The 17,309-nt window shown below is 57.9% G+C and carries 16 protein-coding genes and 1 pseudogene; 12 read left to right on the top strand and 5 right to left on the bottom strand.

The annotated features are described in order from the left end of the window. Nucleotides 1-172: 172 nt before the first annotated feature. Both ACP15U_RS12100 and ACP15U_RS12095 read left to right on the top strand, forming a co-directional pair. The gene (locus ACP15U_RS12100) at nucleotides 173-1,942 is read left to right on the top strand and encodes an amidohydrolase (RefSeq protein WP_425045401.1); all 1,770 of its coding nucleotides are present in this window, start codon (nucleotides 173-175) and stop codon (nucleotides 1,940-1,942) included. Nucleotides 1,943-1,978: 36 nt separating this feature from the next. Beyond that, complete coding sequence (locus ACP15U_RS12095) at nucleotides 1,979-2,809, top strand: hypothetical protein (protein ID WP_425045400.1); 831 nt, start codon at nucleotides 1,979-1,981, stop codon at nucleotides 2,807-2,809. Nucleotides 2,810-2,895: 86 nt separating this feature from the next. On the opposite strand, the gene gntH is transcribed toward ACP15U_RS12095, so the two are convergent. Next, nucleotides 2,896-4,338, bottom strand: coding sequence for a guanitoxin biosynthesis MBL fold metallo-hydrolase GntH (gene gntH / locus ACP15U_RS12090; protein ID WP_425045399.1), 1,443 nt, complete (start codon nucleotides 4,336-4,338; stop codon nucleotides 2,896-2,898). Nucleotides 4,339-4,657: 319 nt separating this feature from the next. Here gntH and ACP15U_RS12085 point away from each other — a divergent pair, with 319 nt between their 5' ends. The 3 genes from ACP15U_RS12085 to ACP15U_RS12075 all read left to right on the top strand — a co-directional run bounded on the left by ACP15U_RS12085 (nucleotide 4,658) and on the right by ACP15U_RS12075 (nucleotide 8,473). Continuing rightward, nucleotides 4,658-5,047: a nuclear transport factor 2 family protein gene (locus ACP15U_RS12085; RefSeq protein ID WP_425045398.1), complete on the top strand. Its 390-nt coding sequence runs from the start codon at nucleotides 4,658-4,660 to the stop codon at nucleotides 5,045-5,047. Next, nucleotides 5,040-6,593 (top strand): phytoene desaturase family protein, encoded by a 1,554-nt coding sequence (locus ACP15U_RS12080; RefSeq protein WP_425045397.1) that lies wholly within the window; start codon nucleotides 5,040-5,042, stop codon nucleotides 6,591-6,593. Before ACP15U_RS12085 ends, ACP15U_RS12080 begins: the two co-directional genes overlap by 8 nt. Before the next feature lie 215 nt (nucleotides 6,594-6,808). Continuing rightward, a complete protein-coding gene (locus ACP15U_RS12075; RefSeq protein ID WP_425045396.1) occupies nucleotides 6,809-8,473 on the top strand; it encodes an alpha/beta hydrolase in 1,665 nt (554 codons plus the stop codon). 167 nt (nucleotides 8,474-8,640) lie between these two features. Here the strand turns inward: ACP15U_RS12075 and ACP15U_RS12070 are convergent, their stop codons facing one another. Further along, the gene (locus ACP15U_RS12070; RefSeq protein WP_425045550.1) at nucleotides 8,641-9,753 is read right to left on the bottom strand and encodes an NAD(P)/FAD-dependent oxidoreductase; all 1,113 of its coding nucleotides are present in this window, start codon (nucleotides 9,751-9,753) and stop codon (nucleotides 8,641-8,643) included. A 64-nt stretch (nucleotides 9,754-9,817) separates the two neighbouring features. On the opposite strand from ACP15U_RS12070, the gene ACP15U_RS12065 reads away from it, so the two are divergent. The 7 genes from ACP15U_RS12065 to ACP15U_RS12035 all read left to right on the top strand — a co-directional run bounded on the left by ACP15U_RS12065 (nucleotide 9,818) and on the right by ACP15U_RS12035 (nucleotide 15,141). Continuing rightward, on the top strand, nucleotides 9,818-10,162 hold the full coding sequence (locus tag ACP15U_RS12065) for a winged helix-turn-helix transcriptional regulator (protein WP_425045395.1): 345 nt from the start codon (nucleotides 9,818-9,820) through the stop codon (nucleotides 10,160-10,162). Between the two features lie 419 nt (nucleotides 10,163-10,581). Next, nucleotides 10,582-10,968 carry a Fur family transcriptional regulator gene (locus ACP15U_RS12060; protein WP_425045394.1) on the top strand — a complete coding sequence of 129 codons (387 nt, stop codon included), beginning with the start codon at nucleotides 10,582-10,584 and terminating at the stop codon, nucleotides 10,966-10,968. A 30-nt stretch (nucleotides 10,969-10,998) separates the two neighbouring features. Continuing rightward, nucleotides 10,999-11,571 (top strand): DUF2796 domain-containing protein, encoded by a 573-nt coding sequence (locus ACP15U_RS12055; RefSeq protein ID WP_425045393.1) that lies wholly within the window; start codon nucleotides 10,999-11,001, stop codon nucleotides 11,569-11,571. Nucleotide 11,572: 1 nt separating this feature from the next. Further along, the gene (locus ACP15U_RS12050) at nucleotides 11,573-12,268 is read left to right on the top strand and encodes an ABC transporter ATP-binding protein (RefSeq protein WP_425045392.1); all 696 of its coding nucleotides are present in this window, start codon (nucleotides 11,573-11,575) and stop codon (nucleotides 12,266-12,268) included. Then, nucleotides 12,265-13,515: an ABC transporter permease gene (locus tag ACP15U_RS12045; protein WP_425045391.1), complete on the top strand. Its 1,251-nt coding sequence runs from the start codon at nucleotides 12,265-12,267 to the stop codon at nucleotides 13,513-13,515. Before ACP15U_RS12050 ends, ACP15U_RS12045 begins: the two co-directional genes overlap by 4 nt. Nucleotides 13,516-13,551: 36 nt before the next feature. Further along, nucleotides 13,552-14,598: a hypothetical protein gene (locus ACP15U_RS12040; protein WP_425045390.1), complete on the top strand. Its 1,047-nt coding sequence runs from the start codon at nucleotides 13,552-13,554 to the stop codon at nucleotides 14,596-14,598. A gap of 48 nt (nucleotides 14,599-14,646) precedes the next feature. Continuing rightward, nucleotides 14,647-15,141, top strand: a complete 495-nt coding sequence (locus ACP15U_RS12035; protein WP_425045389.1) for a DUF3299 domain-containing protein — start codon at nucleotides 14,647-14,649, stop codon at nucleotides 15,139-15,141. Between the two features lie 15 nt (nucleotides 15,142-15,156). Here the strand turns inward: ACP15U_RS12035 and ACP15U_RS12030 are convergent, their stop codons facing one another. The 3 genes and pseudogenes from ACP15U_RS12030 to ACP15U_RS12020 all read right to left on the bottom strand — a co-directional run. After that, nucleotides 15,157-15,819, bottom strand: coding sequence for a DUF3299 domain-containing protein (locus ACP15U_RS12030; RefSeq protein ID WP_425045388.1), 663 nt, complete (start codon nucleotides 15,817-15,819; stop codon nucleotides 15,157-15,159). A 598-nt stretch (nucleotides 15,820-16,417) separates the two neighbouring features. Further along, nucleotides 16,418-16,852, bottom strand: coding sequence for an adenylate/guanylate cyclase domain-containing protein (locus tag ACP15U_RS12025; RefSeq protein WP_425045387.1), 435 nt, complete (start codon nucleotides 16,850-16,852; stop codon nucleotides 16,418-16,420). 173 nt (nucleotides 16,853-17,025) lie between these two features. Next, a pseudogene (locus tag ACP15U_RS12020) lies at nucleotides 17,026-17,130 on the bottom strand (nuclear transport factor 2 family protein); the annotation flags it as partial. Nucleotides 17,131-17,309 lie beyond the last annotated feature (179 nt).

Genomic DNA, 17,309 nt, shown 5'->3' with positions numbered 1-17,309 from the left:
GCCGGGCATTTCGCGGCCGATCCTTCCCTTTATCCGAGACGTGCAGAACACTGCTCCGAGTAAGCTGTTCTCAGGGTGCAGAAAATTCCGATGCGTTTCACTAAAGTGATTTGATCCGCCCCGCGCCACAACCTACGGTTCACGCAGAGTCAGGGAAATTTTGGGGTCTGAAATGAAGCAAGTTTTTCTCGCAACTGTAATCGCGACAATGGCAACCGCAGGTGCTTGGGCACAAACCGCAGACCGACTGCTTGTGAACGGCATGTTCGAAACGATGAACAGCGCCCAACCGACTGCCGAGGCGGTTGCCATCAAGGATGGCAAGATACTCTTCATCGGCTCCAGCAAGGACGCCAGTGCATTTGTTGGCGACAGCACAGACGTCATCGACCTGGGCGGTAAATATGCCACGCCCGGCATGATCGAATCTCACAACCATGTTGTGTCGTCGAACTGGATGACCACCGGTGTGGACGTCAGCGCCGCACGGTCGGTCGACGATGTCGGGCGGCTGATGAAAGAGTATGTCGATGCCAATCCCGAGGAAACTGGGCCACTGATCGGCTATGGCTGGGCACCGGCCAATCTGGGCAACCAGCAACCGCGCGCCGCCGATCTGGACAAATGGGATCTCGGCCGGCCGACGATGGTGATCGGAAACTCCAGCCATGACGCGGTGCTGAACACGTTGGCGATGGAGGCCGCTGGCGTGACTCGTGATACACCGGATAAGCAGCCGGGCGTCATCTATTGGGAGCGGGATGCCGACGGCAATCCGACCGGCCTGGCCATCGAGACGATCTTTTTTGAGTCCTTCGTGAAAATGGGCGCTTGGAACCCGGACACCATCGTGCCGGAATCGGCGGACGTCCTACAGGACTTCCTGTCTGGCAAAGGTGTGACCACGGCCATGGTTCCGGGGCTGGTGACTCCGGGGTTTTCCATCAGCACCGAGAACATGAAGCAGGATATGCGCGAGATCATGGGAGTTCTGAAAGAGCGCGAAGACAGCGGTCATGCCAAACTGCGCCTGAATGTGATGCCTTGGTTCAAGCTGCAGGATGCCGACCCGCAGGACATCGTCGATTTCGCGCTGGAGATGCGCACGCTCTACGACACCGACATGTTGCGGACCGACAAGATCAAGATCCACCCCGAGAATGCCTGGCTGGCACGCGGGGCGACGCAGCTTGTTCCCTATCTGCCGGCAAATCCGGGCGACGCGCCGACCTGGGGCGAATATGGCGTCACACCGGACCGAATTTTCGAGGTGGTAAATCGCGCGAACGCAAACGACATCAATGTCATCACCCATGCAGATGGCTCGCGCCTGATCAAGCGGTATGTGGACATCATCATCGATGCGAAAAAAGCCTATCCGAACGCGCGGAACCGGATCGACCATTTCACATCAATGGACAACGAGACCCGCGACCGGGTGGTGCTACATAACATCCCCACCAACGCGAGCCCGCTCTTTTACAACGAACTGGATGCCGGCCGGAACGGATCGGAACTGTTCAAGATCATGCAGGAGGCCTTTGCTCGCGAGGCGCATGGGCAGTATTCACAGATCGCCCAGATGTACGACAATCTCTCGCTTTCCGGCGACGCACCCGGCGCGCCTATCGCACGGGCCTATCCGGCATTCCTGTTCCAGCAGGCGATGACGTTGATCGAACCGACGATCGAAGGTGCAGAACCCTTCCCTGACTGGCGTCCAGTGATGACCATCGATCAGGTGCTGAACGCCTACACAGTCGCGCCGGCGTGGCAGATGGGAATGGAGGACGTGATCGGATCGCTGGAGGTTGGCAAATACGCCGACATCGCCATTTGGCAGAAGAACCTGCGCGAGATCGAACCCGCAAACATGATCGAAGAAGCGCTTGTCGTTGGAACCCTTTTGAATGGTGAATTCACCCACCGCGACGGGATGTAAATTGACCGCTGCATTTTCTCAGGCGAGGAACCGAACATGACGCGAAATCACTTTGGCTGGGTCCCTGCCCTAGCGCTGGCACTCCATCTCTTTTCAGGATCAGGTGCCGCCGCCTGCGATGCCGCCTGTCAGGCTGCCCGCAAGGCGGCGAACCCGCTTGCGGACACCAAGGCACTGATCACCGACAACACGATTGCCTTCCGCACCGGCACGTTTGATGAGGACAGCTACAATTTCCAACTGCAACCGGTCTATTCGGTCCCTCTGAACAATGCCTCTCTGGTTCTTCGGGGGATCATACCGATTCAGGGCGTTCAGCCGGGCGCGGTCCTGCCGCCCGGGAACAACACCCCGTCGCCGGCAAACGATCTGACCTGGGGTCTTGGCGACACCACAATTCAGGCGTTCTATTCTCCCACGCCGGGTCCAAGCGGAACTGCAATCGGTTACGGTCTTCAGGTCTCTCTGCCGACGCGAACCGACTCCGCACTGGCCGGCGCGGGCTGGGGCGCAGGTCCTGCGTTTGTTGTCTTCGGTCAGACCGGCGATCTGTCATGGGGGGGCGTGCTCGGGCATATCTGGGGGGAAAACGATTTCAGCGTATCGATCATGCAACCGATTCTGACTTATGGCTTGGGCAAAGGCTGGTACTTTGGTTACAACAACGTGCTCTCATACAACTGGAAGGCTCCTAGCAGCCGCGAAGCCTGGACCATTCCGGTGGGACTGACGGTCGGCAAGACATCGATCATCAACGAAGCCAAGGGAACGGCGCTTGATCTCAGCCTTGGTTACTACGCGTTGGATCGTAAACCAACCGGCGGTCCGGACAGCCAGATCAAGCTGGGACTGTCTGTGTTCTTCTGAAACAGCTGTTGGCCACATAGCACGATCGAAACAAGGAACCCGGCGCAGCACGCGCCGGGTTCATACTGCAGGGGCAAACCTGCCTATCAGTTTTCGCCCTGCTCCCTGAGAACTTTCTGGTTTGCCTCGCGCAGGCGCCAAGCGGCTCCCATGCTCTCCTTCAGCGCATCCGGAAGCTTCTCGATCGGCACAACGAGATCGCTATCGACGGGCCATTCGGTCAGCAGCTCCGGGTGATACCCCTCGGGATAGTAGAGCTTGGGGTCGATTTCCATTTCACGCACATAAGGCTCCTGAATATCCGCGCGCTGATGCGGTGGGTGTGGCACGACCAGCTGACCGTTGGAGAAATCGAACTGCGGCGAGCGTGAGTTCGGGAAGTCCGGCAGGATGCCTTCGCGGACCCAGATCTGATCTTTGGTCACATTCACCACAATGCCGTCCGGGGCACCAAAATGGTAAGGCCCTTTCCAGTGCTCGCGGATTTCGGCCACGGTTTCTTCGATCTGGTAAGGATCATAGCTGAAATGCGTGTTCATCAGCAGACGCGGCTGAATGAGATTGGCGATGTAACCCGCAGCGTAGCTTGGCGTGTGGTGGGTATCGACGGTGTAACGTCCAAGGAAAGGCGGAACCCCCTGCACCCCGGAGGAAATCTCGAGGATCTCCTGCTGCTGTTCGGTCACGAACACGTCGCAACCCTTGGCAAAGGGAATATCGATCATGTTCGGGCGCCCGTCGCCGGTCCAGATGAAGCACATGCCGTTCCAGTCCAGCCGATAACCCGAGGCGCCGTCCTTGGCGTGGCTGCGCTGCCAGTGAATGACCCGCACGCCGTCCTCGTCATAGATCACGCCGCCATTGTCGCGGAAATCGAATTCATTGACGACGATGTCCCAGCCCTTGCCCACCGGGAACACGCTGAATGCGTCCCGGTGCCAGCCGGTCATCATCTTCATGCCCTCCACCATGGTCTTGGTGCCGTATTCCTCGGTCCGGCCCGAGGGTCCGTGAACCGTCAGGTTCTCATGCCAGCCGCCAGCCCAGGTGCCGAACATCCACAAGTATGGCAGACCGCCAAAGTGATCGACGTGAAGGTGGCTGATGAACACATCGGAAATCTGGTTCAGCGCATAGCCGCTGGCAATAATGTTCGAGGGCGATCCTTCGCCAATGTCGAACATGAAGATCTTGCCGTTGCCGAGTTCCACGAGAATGGCGGTGTTCATCTGTCCGGGGCGGATAAAGGGGGCCGACCCCATGAAGATGATCCGCATCTCGTTGGGTTGAACGTCTTCGGTCCCCGGGAACCAGTTCGCGGCGCTTTTCAGCCAGGGTTGCGGGCTGATACCTTCGAATGTCAGGCCTTCTTTCCAGCGCCCCATCGGCACGCCGCCGCCCAGTGCGGCCTGAATGTCCTCGTCCGATGACGGCTCTCCGATCGGCACCTGCGCCGCTGCAGCTCCCACCATCAAGGCGCAGGCCGCAAGCCCCGACAGGAGCCCTTTGATCACTCTGTTTCGTTTCACACCAAATACCTCCAAATTGCCCATCACTGTCGAGGACAGAATCCGATGAGGAAAGTGAAGCAGATTTTCAACCTTTCGCAATCTTTGTCCGCTTTGAAACGCTGTGTTTGATACGAAAGGACTAGCCGGCTGAGGGGCCGAAAATCACTGGTTTGGTCTGAAGCAATTTTGGCACCCTGCCGGCTGACGGCGGATCCCGCACTTTGTTCGGAGCTTTAAGTTGATGCCGATCAACGCGCGCACAGGCGCGAAGTGCTACCCTAGATCAAACCGGCAATGAATTCGACTGGCTCCTCCGGTTTCCTGCGAAGGAACAGATATGAGCGAAGTCCATCCAAATATCGCGCTTTTGCAGCGCCTTGACCTGCGCGACCTCGCCGCATCAAGGCATCTGTTCGCCAAAGATGTCATCTGGCACTACGCCAACCCCAATCTTCCCGAACTGCAGGGAGACTATCACGGAGTGGATGGTGTCCGGACGTTCTTTGAAGCGATCAGCGCAACGTCGGGCGGTTCCTTTGAGGTTCATCCTGTTTCGGCCACACCTGTTGGTAACGAATTGGTTGTCGTGCAGTCACGAAACACGCTGGCCTTCAGGGGCAAGCCAGTTGCCATAGACGTCGTGGTGGTGTGGCGCATCGTCGACGGTCGGATCGCCGAGGTCTGGGACATCGTGCCGGGCGACACACGGGAGAGAGAACATGCTTGATACAGACACAACCCAATGGGACGCCATTGTCATCGGCTCGGGTATGGGCGGGATGGCGGCAGCTGCCGCACTCTCAAATGTCGGGCAAAAGGTGCTTTTGCTGGAAAAGCACCATACGCCGGGCGGATTGACCCACAGCTTCTCCCGCAACGGGTTTTCATGGGATGTCGGCATTCATTACCTCAGCGGGCTGGCGCCGGATGATCGTGACCGAGAGATGCTTGACTGGCTGTCGGACACCCCGATTGAACTTGTTTCGCTGGGTTCCGTCTATGACATTCTGCACATTGGCTCGGCAGAACCGCTGGCCCTGTCACGCCCCTTTGAGGCGCAGGAAAGGGACCTCAAGGACCGTTTCCCGGATCAGGCCGACGCCATCGAAGCGTGGACCCGCGCACTGCGCGCTGCCCGCGAGACTTTCTTCAAGATCATCCCGACACGCGCGATGCCGGAATTCGCCGGTGACATTCTGGATTGGTGGAACCGTCGGGCCATTCAGAAATGGTGCGCCCGGACAACCAAGGAAGTCATTGACGACATCACTGACGATCCGGAGCTGGCCGCCGTGATGGCGGCGCAATGGGGCGACCACGGAGGACGGCCAAGCAAGGCCAGCTTTGCGATGCACGCCCTGATTTCCGCGTCATATCTGCAAAGCGGGTCGTGGTATCCGGTTGGTGGCAGCCCTGCGTTTGCCGATCACATCCTCCCAACCATTGCCAAACAGGGCGGCGAAACCCGCTCGGGTGTCCATGTCACTGAGCTGTTGTTCGACGAGGATGCTGTTGTCGGCGTCCGGACCGACGACGGGACCGAAATCCGGGCCAAGGCCGTGATCTCGGATATCGGCGCCCGTGAAACTGTCGACCACCTGCTCCCCGAGACATGCGGGCATCAGGATTGGATCGCCGGAATCCGCGCTTTGCCATCCAGCATCGCGCATTACACTCTGTTTCTGGGTTTCGAGGGCGATGTCGAGGCCGCCGGAGCCACCCGGGCGAACCACTGGATCTATCCAACAGGAGAAACCGACGTGATCTGGACGGCAGCACCGGATGCCCCCCCGCCGTGCATGGTTGCGTCTTTTGGCTCAATCAAGAATCCGGCGCATGATCCCGGCCCGGAGGGCCGGCATATGGGGCAGTTTATCGTCTGGTCAGACTGGTCAGGCGTCGAGCCCTGGGCCGACCTGGATCCGGACGAGCGCGGCGACGATTATGCGGACTTCAAACGCCGGGCCGAAAACACGCTGATGGCACAGTTCCGGCACCATTTCCCCGAACTCGCCAAACTTGTGGTCTACCGGGAACTGGCCACGCCGTTGTCCACGGTTACCTTCACCGGACATCGCAAGGGCGCGTTCTATGGGCTCGACGTGACACCCGAACGTGTCATGTGCGACGGACTTCGGGCCAGCACACCCATTCCGGGTCTCTTTCTGGCAGGTCAGGACGTGGCCAGTCCGGGTATTCCCGGTGCGCTATGGGGCGGGCTTCTTGCTGCAGCCTGTGTAGATCCGAAGGTGCTTCGGCATTTTCGCTACTGACAAAGAAAACCGCGCCACATGCCGGCAGTCCCGCATGCCGGACCTCAGCGCCGCTCGCCCCCCTGCCCCGCGTAACGGGCCAGTGTCAGTGGCCGTTCGGAACTGATCTCTCCCATTCCACACCCACCGGATACTCTTCTTGCAAATAGTATGATCGATGGCATCTTTTACGAATCTCGTGCCAACTGCCACGACTGAACTGCCGGGAGAGGGCAATGAACCGGATCAGATCTTTTTTGGCAGGATTCTCGATCCCCTGTGTGCTGCTCGGCTTGCTCTTTTTTGCCGCTTCGCTGACCCCCTCTCTGATCCCGCGCGGACCGGTCGTTCAGGGTGTTCTGGGAGGCGTTGTGATAGCCCTTGGATACCTGTTGGGTAAAACGGTTGGGCTGATCTGGCGGGCGGCTGACTTCCCTCAACTTCGGGGCAGACCCGCGTTGGTCGTCAATCTCCTGTTCGCGACCGCAGTGGTGGCACTGGCAGTCTGGACTGTAACCAACAGTCTTGAGTGGCAAAATGACCTGCGCGTCAAAATGGACATGGAGCCCGCCGAAGCCAAGCACCTGACGACGATCCTCGTCGTTGCCGCTCTTACCTTTTCCGGCGCCTTTGCCGTTGGCGCATTGACCGCCGCACTATTTCGCTGGATCAGATCCCGGTTCTATCGCTTCATGCCTGAACGCCGCGCCAACGTTCTGGGTGTGATCACCGTTGCCCTGATCTTATTCTTTGTCACCCGCGATGGACTTCTCGATCATATCGTGACCGGGCTTGATGAAAGCTATGAGGCCGCACAGCAACTCTTTGACGTGGCCCCTCCGCTGCCTGTCAACCCGAACCAGTCCGGCTCGGCTGCGTCGCTGATCGACTGGGGGGCCATGGGGCAACCCGGCAGGGATTTCGTGATGGATGGTCCGAATGCTAACGCCATTTCAGCGTTCACCGGGAAGCCTGCGATGGATCCGATCCGGGTTTATGTCGGCCGTGCCAATGGCGAAACACCCGAGGAACGGGCCGCGCTTGCCCTGGCAGAGCTCAAACGGCTCAGGGCATTCGAACGCGAGGTGCTGATCGTCACCAGCCCGACGGGCACAGGCTGGATGGACCCCGGATCCCACGATCCGGTGGAGTACATGCACAACGGCAATATCGCGACAGTCAGCGCACAGTATTCCTATCTGCAATCGCCTCTGGCGCTGATCCTTGAAACGCGTACAGGTCTGGATCAGGCCACGGCCCTTCTCGAAGCGGTTCACCAGCACTGGAAGACCCTGCCTGCTGACAACCGCCCCCGGCTCTATGCCCACGGGCTCAGTCTCGGTGCGTGGTCGTCCATGTATGTCACCAATCTTTTCCGCCTCGTCGATGACCCGATTGACGGGGCATTTTGGGCCGGACCTCCGTTCCCATCACGGTTCTGGCAGAGCATCCAGAATGCCCGTCGTCCGGGCAGCCCGTGGGTCCTGCCGACAATCGAAGACGGATCCTTTGTGCGCTACGCCTCTCATTTTGCCGACGCGACCCATGCCGAGGCCAATTGGGGCAGCTTGCGGATCGTCTTTCTGCAGTATTCAAGTGACCCGATTGTGTTCTATGACCCGTTTTCCCTGTGGCGCGCGCCGCCATGGATGAACGATCCACCTGCCGAAGACGTGTCCAAGCATCTCGTTTTCATACCGGTTGTCACCCAGTTTCAGCTTGCGCTGGACATGGCCTTGTCATTCGGCGCCCCACCCGGCCACGGCCACGCCTATTTTGCCCATGACTATGTTTCGCCTTGGGTCGAAGTAACCGCCCCTCGGGGCTGGACGGATGCGGACACAAAAAGGCTACAAGAGCATTGCAATGTCGGGTTCCAATTGGGGTGCGATAACCGGTAGTGACGGCAGGATTATGGGGCCGCTGGTTTCGTGGAACATCGACCATTCGCGACGCGGGCTCAGACACCTCGAAAACACACGAGGCAGATCATTGAGGCACTTTAGCGAACGTCTGTTTGCCGCGACATGTCGGCGACCAGGAACAGATCCCGACATGAACTCAAAGACTAGATTCCCCGGTATTTCAGTCCGAACGCCTTGCGGTATTTCGGAATGAAGAGATCTCTTCCCTTCATCATACGCGTGCCCCGGTCACCGAGCGTCGCAAAAATCCAGCTGTTGCCAATCACGGGGCCAAGTGGGAGGAGGATGGGCGCTTTCTTCCATGGACTGTAGGGTCGCAGGCTCTCGGGGGCTGCACCCTCAAGAACCTTCTTCAGTGTCTTGATCAACCAAGGATTCTGGCGGGTGGTTGCAACGATTGTCATTCCGTCGCCCACCTCGGCAACATCTCCGGCCACGAAGATATTCGGATAGTCGGACGGGCGCAGCCACTTGTCTGTCTTGACCCTGCCCGAAGATCCATGCGTTACCCCCGGCAGGCTTTCCAGCAAAGTCGATTGGGCCTTTGACCCAACCACTGGGAAAATCAGATCAGCCTCAATGTTGCGCCCGTCGGTCAAGGTCACAGAGCCTTCGTAGGGCCGATCCAAGTGGCGCAAATCCTTGGCCCGCTGGCCGAGAATGACAGTCACGCCAAGCTGCTCCAATTTGCGTTTTAGCTGCGCACCCATCCGCGCCGGATACATCGGAAACAGGGTCTCGTCGGATGAAATCAGCGTGATGGATTTCTCCGGCTGTGCCGAGGCCACTTCGCCGGCAAGCTCTGTCCCGACTGCCCCTGCCCCGACAATTGCAATGGACTTCGCCTTTCTCAATTGCGCACTGATTTCCGAACTGGCCTGACGGAAATCGGCGATGCTCTCACCCGAAGGTTTAAATGGTGCGGCATAGGACGATCCGGTAGCGACAACGATGAAGTCTGCCGGCACCACTTCCCCGGACGCCAAAATGACTTCGGATTGTGCAACTGATACGGCGCGGCCGCGCACGACCTTTCCATGCTTCAACAGGTTGTCGTAGGGCAATATGATCTCGTCCAGCAATTCGGGTTGAACCAGCGCACGGATCGCGGCAGGCGGTAACACGAATGCCTTACGCTGTTCGATCACAGTGATGTCCGCGTAAGCCTCCAATTCCTTGGCGACTTCGAATCCAACATAGCCTCCACCAACGATGACAACTTTCTTTTTGGACATGCGGACCTCATTGCGGTTGATTGCGTTGATCGCCAGCTAGGATCATACGTACATTCTAGCAAGTACGGTCATTCAGGATACCACTATGAAGCAAGGTGCTCCCGAAGAACACTGCCAGATCGAGGCTCTGATCTCTGCAATTTCAGGTCGGTGGAAGCTGTTGATCATCTACTGGCTGGCCCAAGAAAGCTGCCGGTTCAATCAGCTTCAACGTAACCTCGGTGCCATAACTCACCGCACCTTGACGCGCCAACTCACCGAGTTGCAGGAGTCGGGGTTTGTTTCCCGCAAAGACTTCCGGACCCTACCGTCCCACGTGGAATACAGCCTGACGCCTCTGGGCGAGAGCTTGGTCCCTCTGCTCCTGCAAATGCATCAATGGACGGCACAGAATGCAGACAAAATGCCCAGACCGAAGGAACAGGCTTGAGCAATCAGTTCACTGTGGTCCAATGAACCACGCCACAGAACCTTAACTGCCGGATGGAGGTTTTTCGATCAGTGCTGTTGGCCAAACACGGTCGCGCATTGCGCGTACATTGCCGACAAAGCTGACGATTGGAAAGCCGGCATTCGATTGGCGTCGCTGCCTGCGTATTGGAAACCTCAAACCCAAGCCAGATTCGGCTTTGAGAAACATATCCTCGTTCGGCGTTCCTGACTTAGATCCCTAAGAGCACCGGTGCGGGCTAGGTTCAACTTGGAGGCTTGATTTGCTCCAGTTCCGCAATAGAACTTGGACGTGTTCACCTTAGTTTTTGTCCCCTTATGGCCCGCATTGCCCATCCAACAAGCCTTGCCGTTTGTTACTTCATAAAATAACAAACCTAACAAGGAGGAAGCCTCAAGATGAGAAAGCGCGCGACTGTCCGGCAGGATGACGTTTTGAACGTGCTGAACGCACGCGACAAACCGATGACAGCTTACGAAATTCTCGAGGAATTGCGGGCGAACGAGCCCGATATCGCGCCGCCGACGGTGTATCGAACGCTTTCGGCTTTGACGGATCAGGGGCGTGCGCATCGGTTGGAATCGAAAAAGGCCTTTGTCCCCTGCCGCTGCAGCCACGACGAAAGCGTCCCGGTTCTGGCAATCTGCGAGGATTGCGGCGTTGTCGAAGAACACGATGGAAGCGGTCTTCTGCCGAAACTGACCGAATTGACGGATCAAAGCGCGTTTTGCGCAGATCGTCATATTGTTGAAATTCACGGGCAGTGCTGCCGCTGCGCAGCCTGATCTTCTGATGTCATCCTCACTGGAGTTGCTATGAGACTGACACTCTCCGTCCTCGCCGTACTAGCTGCCCTTCCGGCATTGGCAGAGGGTACGCGCCAGCTTGACGCCCATGAACACGGTGTGGGCGCGTTGAACATTGCCATCGACGGCACGACGGTCGTCATGGAGTTCGAGGCCCCGGGAGCGGATATCGTCGGGTTCGAATATGCCGCACAAAGCGAAGCGGATCGGTCTGCCGTGGATTCCGCCGTTGCACGGCTCGCGGCTCCGCTGGACCTGTTTGTCATGCCGGCTGCTGCTGAATGCTCGGTGACACTGGCCAGCGCCGGGCTGGAAGGCGAAGAGGCTCATGAAGACCACAACGAGCATGAAGAGCATGACGATCACGAAGACCATTCCGACGAGGCCGGGCATACCGAATTTCACGCAGAATACACGCTCACTTGCGGCAACCCAAACGAACTGACCGAAATCTCCTTTGCTTATTTCGGCGCCTTTGAGAATGCTCGCGAACTAGAGGTGCAGATCATCACTGGCAGCGGCGCTCAGGCATTTGAAGTGGAACGCGATGCGCCCGTACTGGATCTGCGGAGCCTTTTCTGAGGTGAAGAAAACCGTTCTAAGGGTCGCTGATGTCGGGTTTCACTGGCCCGGTCGGACAGGGTTCGCCTTGTCTGTGCCTGACTTCGTCGTCGGCGAAGGCGAAACGGTGCTTTTGCTGGGGGAGAGCGGGTCGGGAAAATCCACGCTGCTCTCGCTCATCTGCGGCACAATTCTCCCTCAAACCGGAACTGTTTCGGTTGCGGGAACCGACATCACCAAACTGTCCGGTAGTGCTCGGGACAGATTTCGGGCCGAGCATATCGGAGTGATCTTTCAGCAGTTCAATCTGCTGCCATTCGGGACCGTTGCAGACAACATCATGCTCCCGCTTCAATTTGCACCGAACCGGAGAAAGCGGGCCGGAGACAGTAAGGCGACGGCTGCGGAACTCTGTTCCACACTCGGTCTGCCAAAGGAGATCATGAGTGCCAAAGCCGGTTCCCTAAGCGTGGGACAGCAACAGCGTGTGGCCGTCGCCCGGGCCCTGATTGGGCAACCTCAGGTCATTCTGGCGGATGAGCCAACCTCGGCTTTGGATGCGACCAGTCAAACCGCGTTTCTGGACCTCCTTTTTGAGCAAACACGGGCGCTCGACACCTCGCTTCTGATGGTAAGCCACGACCCCCGATTGGCGGACAGGTTTGATCGTGTGGTGAGCATGGAAGACATCGCCCAGATGGAACGGGCCGAGACATGATCCTGCGCCTTGCTACGGCCTCGCTTTTCGCGCGGGCGCTGACTGTGGGAATGACGGTTCTGGCGATTGCGCTGTCTGTTGCCCTGTTTCTGGGCGTGGAGAAGCTGCGCAACGGGGCGCGGACCAGTTTTGCGGACACCATCTCGGGGACGGACCTGATCGTCGGTGCACGCTCGGGCAGCGTGCAGCTACTGCTTTATTCCGTTTTCCGGATTGGCAACGCTACCAACAACATTTCCTGGGAGAGCTACCAGGATATCATCGACCGCCCCGAAGTGACCTGGGCCGTGCCGATCTCGCTGGGCGACAGTCACCGCCAGTTCAGGGTCATGGGGACGGCGGCCGCGTATTTCGACCGCTACAAATACCGGGGCGGCCGGTCGCTGGAATTTGCCAGCGGCAGCCGGTTCGCGGACCTGTTCGATGCGGTGATCGGAGCCGATGTGGCCGCTCAGCTCGGGTACGAGGTCGACGATCCTATTGTCGTGGCCCACGGGCTGGCGTCTTTCAGCGAACATCAGGATACGCCTTTCCGCGTCAGCGGTATTCTTGCCAAGACGGGAACCCCTGTCGACCGAACCGTGATCGTCAGCCTCGAGGCCATTGAGGCCATCCATGTCGACTGGCAAGGCGGTGCCCAAAAGGTCGGCGCAGCGACCCCTGTTGACGCCATTCGGGCCATGGATCTGACACCCAAGGCGGTGACGGCGGTGATGCTCGGGGCAGAGTCGCGCCTTCAGATATTCGGTCTGCAACGCGCCATCAATGAATATCCCGAGGAACCCCTGCTGGCAGTTCTGCCGGGCGTGGCCCTGCAGGAATTGTGGGGGATCGTCGGCATCGCGGAAACCGCGCTGATTGGCGTCTCGGCCTTGGTCGTGGTCACGGCGCTTCTGGGAATGGCCGCGATGCTGTTGTCGAGCCTGAACGCGCGTCGGCGCGAGATGGCCATCCTCAGGGCCATGGGGGCCGGTCCGATGACGATCCTTGGCCTGTTGCTGGTCGAGGCCCTGCTCATGGCCGCCGCCGGTGCTGTGTTGGGTGTGGTGTTTCTCTATCTTGGCCTTGCCATGCTGCAGCCGATTCTGGATGCAAGATTTGGCCTTTTCGTGCCCATCGAAGGACTGAAAACCCGGGAGATCCTGACCCTGATTGCAATTGTCGCTATGGCCGCATTGGTTTGCCTGCTTCCTGCCATTCGCGCTTATCGCATGTCGCTGGCCGACGGCATGATGGTGAAAACGTGATTTTATTCCCACCGCATTGTTTGGCACTCTGTCGCCATGATCCGTAGCGCCTTGACCCTTGCCGTCCTCGCGATTTTGTCTGCGACCCCGGCTCTGCCATGTTCGTTTCACGGATACGTCCCGCAAGCGACATTCGTTGAACGATTGCTGGGCAGCGATCACATCGTGCTGGCCCGTCCCACCAAGCAGAAACCATTCAGCTACGCAGAAATAGAAGTGCTCGAGGGTGACACCGAGTTTGTTGAAATCGCCCAACTCGTCGACAGTGTGACGCGCCGCAGATTGGCCGCCAACCCCGAGGACCATGTTCTGTTTGCCCGCGATGGCGCATATGGTCCATGGCAACGCGTGGCATATATCGACGCTGATATGGGTAAGGTTCTAAATGTGGTCATGGACAACCTGCCTGTCTGGGAAATGGGTGACGAAATTGAGAGGTTTTCCTATTTCGCAACTCTGCTGAACCACCCCAACAGGGAGGTTCACGCGCTGGCCTTGCGGGAATTGGACATTGCGGATTACGACATCCTGCGGTCGCTGGACCTGAACGTGCACCCGCAAAGACTAATGTCGCGACTTAACCTGCGGTTTGAGGAAGACCTCAAACCCATTCGGGTGCTGCTGCTGGGCCTCAGCAACGAACCGGTCGCGCAGGGCTTCTTCGAAAGCGGTGTTCAGGCAAACGCCAATCGCTCTGGCGGGCTTTTGGGGGCCTACGCGACCGCAATGATCGAACATGGCGGACCCGAGGCGGTAGAGCGCCTGGTGGACCGCCATCTGAAAAACCGGTCGCTGCCGGCAATCAGCCGTGAAATGCTGACCGAGGCGCTGGCCATCCACAGCAGCGCAGGGGATGCGGAAACGCGCGACGCGATCCGGGTTGCCGTTGGTCTGGCCGTCAGCGAAGACTCCGAACTTGCAACCATGGTGGCCCGGCATTTCGGTGCTCGCTACGACTGGTCGCAAGAGGAAACGATTTCTACGCTGATGCGCAGTGGAGCGGTCAAATCACCCATCGATATGCTTCTGTTGACCCAATATGTCTCGCTGGCCCGTGAAAACACGGTGCCGGTTCAGAACTGATCCGGACCCCAGAGAGGTAAGCTCATGTTGTGCTCAAGACGCTCTTTTTTGCTTCGGACGCTGGGTGCCGCCGGGGTCTTTCTGTCGGCCGGTGCGCCAGTTCGCGCCGAAGACAGCCCAATCGAAATCGACTGGTCTGACCTCGTCCCGAAATCCGGCGGAGAAACTCTCGACAAACTCCGCGCGCGCGGCGTGATTCAGCACGGCGAAATGAGCACCCCGTTCGATCAGGAAACGGGCGGACAGATTACAAATGCGTATAACGGCAAACTCGTGCGTATACCCGGATATCTTGTGCCGCTGGACTATGAAGGGACCGGAGTGACGGCAGCGCTGCTGGTGCCGTATGTCGGGGCCTGTGTACACGTGCCCCCGCCCCCACCTAATCAGTTGATTTATGTCACCACCAGTGAGCCCTATGAAAGCAGCGGTCTGTTTGAGCCAGTGTATATCACCGGAGTGTTCGGAACCGCCGCGACCGCGACCCAGCTTGCCGAAGTCGGCTATGCCCTGAGCGCCGACCTGATTGAACCCTACGGGTGATTAAATCGGGGCAACCTATTGCTTGTATTCGATGACTTCGGTGGCCTGCAGCGCATAGCCAACTTCGAAGCCTGACACGCCGTCCGACAGTCCAACGCTCTGCTGCGATTTTTCGACCGTCAGTTTTCCCGTGACCCAGACCGGCGTGAACAGGCCGTTTGCCGCAAAGCTCACTCTGGACCGCACGTGAATGATCTGATTGGCGGGCGGCGGCGGCGTGTGGATGCAGGCTCCGACATAGGGCACAAGCAGGAATTCTGTGATCTGGCTTCCGTCGAACTCGAGCGGCAGCATGTAGCCGGGAATCTTGATCTCTGCGCCGTCCCATTCCGTTCGCACTTTCGACCGTTGCGCGATGATCTTTGCTTTGAACGCCTTTTCCTTCTCGACCAGCGCTTGCGCGTCCATACCGGCTGCTGCCAGTTCCTCATGCAATTCGGCCAGGCGCTGGCTGGCCTGTTCAGGCAGTTCCTCGCCACCTTCGCGATAACTTTCGAGAAACAGCAGTTCTTCCAATGCTTTGCGCTGCTGAAATTCAACGGCGAAATAGGGATCTTCCTGCGGATCCACCGGAATTGTCAGATCCCGCCAACCGATCTCTTGCATGGCCAGGCTCAATGCCGGCAGGGAAACAAAAATACCGATTGATACAACGACCGTAAGCACATGCTTATACATCAAAAATCACTTCTCCAGTGGCCTGCATGGTAAAGATCGGCAATCTGTTTACCTAATATAGGATAGAACGATCCGGAACAAATCCAGCGAATTTGCATCAGGCACATTCGGACACTTTGTGAAAGACGACCAAGGTTTGGAAAGGGCCTATACGTGAGCTGGAATGCGCTGCTCGCTTTCAATCCATGTCCATTTCCGTATCCAATCGGGTTCGGGATTTAGCATTTGATTGTGCGGAACTTAACCCGGAGTTTCCCCAGCATATTGGGGGAGTCCGGTTGGCACACAAGGCCGGACTCGAACCGGAACGCCTGCGAAGGCGGCGGGACAAAAAGCCTCTGATAGCTACTGCTAATGTTTGCGAAATTCAGCCCAAGTCACGATTTCTGTCCGAATGGCCCTCTTAGTGGCGCAGGTCACAAGGCCCAAGTTCATTTTCTCAAACATGTCGCTGAGTTGGTTGCGGAGCTGCAAAACGATTTCCCGGATTCGGACCTTCAAAGCCGTCGAATGGACTGACTCACAAACCGGCCGTCCGCTGCGCATCCTCCCGGCGCTGTCAAATCGGACCAAACCGCCAAAGATCCCGCCGGATCGGCTAGCGGCCCTCCATGCGCCACTTGAGGCGATGCAGGACATGCTCGCCGTCAAGACCTTTCAAACCAACAGTTGCCGGTGATTCAAACTCATAATCACTTGCAGTTCCCACCATCGCCCTTGTTGCATCGGACACGCAGATTTCACCCGGATCGGCAACAGATGCGATCCGAGCGGCCTTGTTCACCACTGTGCCAAGAAAATCGTCACCTGCTTCCATGATATCGCCTGTGTTCATACCAATGCGCAGCGTAAGTCTGGGTTCACCCGCTATTGCATCGACGGCTCTTTGCAGCTCGCAAGCTGCCTTTAGTGCGCGTCCTGCCGACGTGAATACCGACATCGTTCCGTCGCCCATCGTTTTGACGAGACGTCCGCCGAACTGTTCCAACAAATCCTCACCGTATCGAGGTGATCGGAAATTATTCGTGTCCATCTTGTATCTCCGATCGCTTCCGCCAGTGCCGAGCTGCCCACAATTTCCGTGAACATCACTGTGGCGCTGCCAGTCGCCTCAAGCATCAGATCTTCCTTACCCGCCGTCGCGAGAAAGTCATCATCTGCTTTGTGAGCATATCCAATGGCTTCGACATTTTTGACTGGGACGGAGTTGTGGACGTGCACAATCTTCCAGATGCCATCTTCCATCCGGAAGACCATAGTCTGACGGAGGGCGTGTGGTTTTTCAGCGTTTTCAAACTGTACTTTAGGCATCCTGAACATCAACTTTTGCGCATCAACTGACAAAGTCGAATGGCCCCTTCAGCCAACTCCTGATCAGAATAGCAGCCCGCCTTTTCAAGTCGCGAAACCTAATGAGTTTCGGGAAAATGCGCCTTTCCGGTTTTCGACGCTCGGTCCTTTGGGCCTCTACAGATCATTTGCCGGGAACG

It is taken from the genome of Primorskyibacter sp. S87 (genome assembly GCF_049801055.1).
Lineage (GTDB): Bacteria > Pseudomonadota > Alphaproteobacteria > Rhodobacterales > Rhodobacteraceae > JBNAGF01.
This window is presented reverse-complemented; position numbering and strand designations above follow the sequence as displayed.

Excerpts from the sequence above, each read along its gene's own strand:
- ACP15U_RS12085 (WP_425045398.1), top strand. The coding sequence starts at position 4,658 with ATGAGCGAAGTCCATCCAAATATCGCGCTTTTGCAGCGCCTTGACCTG.
- ACP15U_RS12060 (WP_425045394.1), top strand. The coding sequence starts at position 10,582 with ATGAGAAAGCGCGCGACTGTCCGGCAGGATGACGTTTTGAACGTGCTG.
- ACP15U_RS12040 (WP_425045390.1), top strand. The coding sequence starts at position 13,552 with ATGATCCGTAGCGCCTTGACCCTTGCCGTCCTCGCGATTTTGTCTGCG.
- ACP15U_RS12025 (WP_425045387.1), bottom strand. The coding sequence starts at position 16,852 with ATGGACACGAATAATTTCCGATCACCTCGATACGGTGAGGATTTGTTG.
- ACP15U_RS12065 (WP_425045395.1), top strand. The coding sequence starts at position 9,818 with ATGAAGCAAGGTGCTCCCGAAGAACACTGCCAGATCGAGGCTCTGATC.
- ACP15U_RS12030 (WP_425045388.1), bottom strand. The coding sequence starts at position 15,819 with ATGTATAAGCATGTGCTTACGGTCGTTGTATCAATCGGTATTTTTGTT.
- ACP15U_RS12080 (WP_425045397.1), top strand. The coding sequence starts at position 5,040 with ATGCTTGATACAGACACAACCCAATGGGACGCCATTGTCATCGGCTCG.
- ACP15U_RS12045 (WP_425045391.1), top strand. The coding sequence starts at position 12,265 with ATGATCCTGCGCCTTGCTACGGCCTCGCTTTTCGCGCGGGCGCTGACT.
- ACP15U_RS12100 (WP_425045401.1), top strand. The coding sequence starts at position 173 with ATGAAGCAAGTTTTTCTCGCAACTGTAATCGCGACAATGGCAACCGCA.
- ACP15U_RS12095 (WP_425045400.1), top strand. The coding sequence starts at position 1,979 with ATGACGCGAAATCACTTTGGCTGGGTCCCTGCCCTAGCGCTGGCACTC.
- ACP15U_RS12075 (WP_425045396.1), top strand. The coding sequence starts at position 6,809 with ATGAACCGGATCAGATCTTTTTTGGCAGGATTCTCGATCCCCTGTGTG.
- ACP15U_RS12055 (WP_425045393.1), top strand. The coding sequence starts at position 10,999 with ATGAGACTGACACTCTCCGTCCTCGCCGTACTAGCTGCCCTTCCGGCA.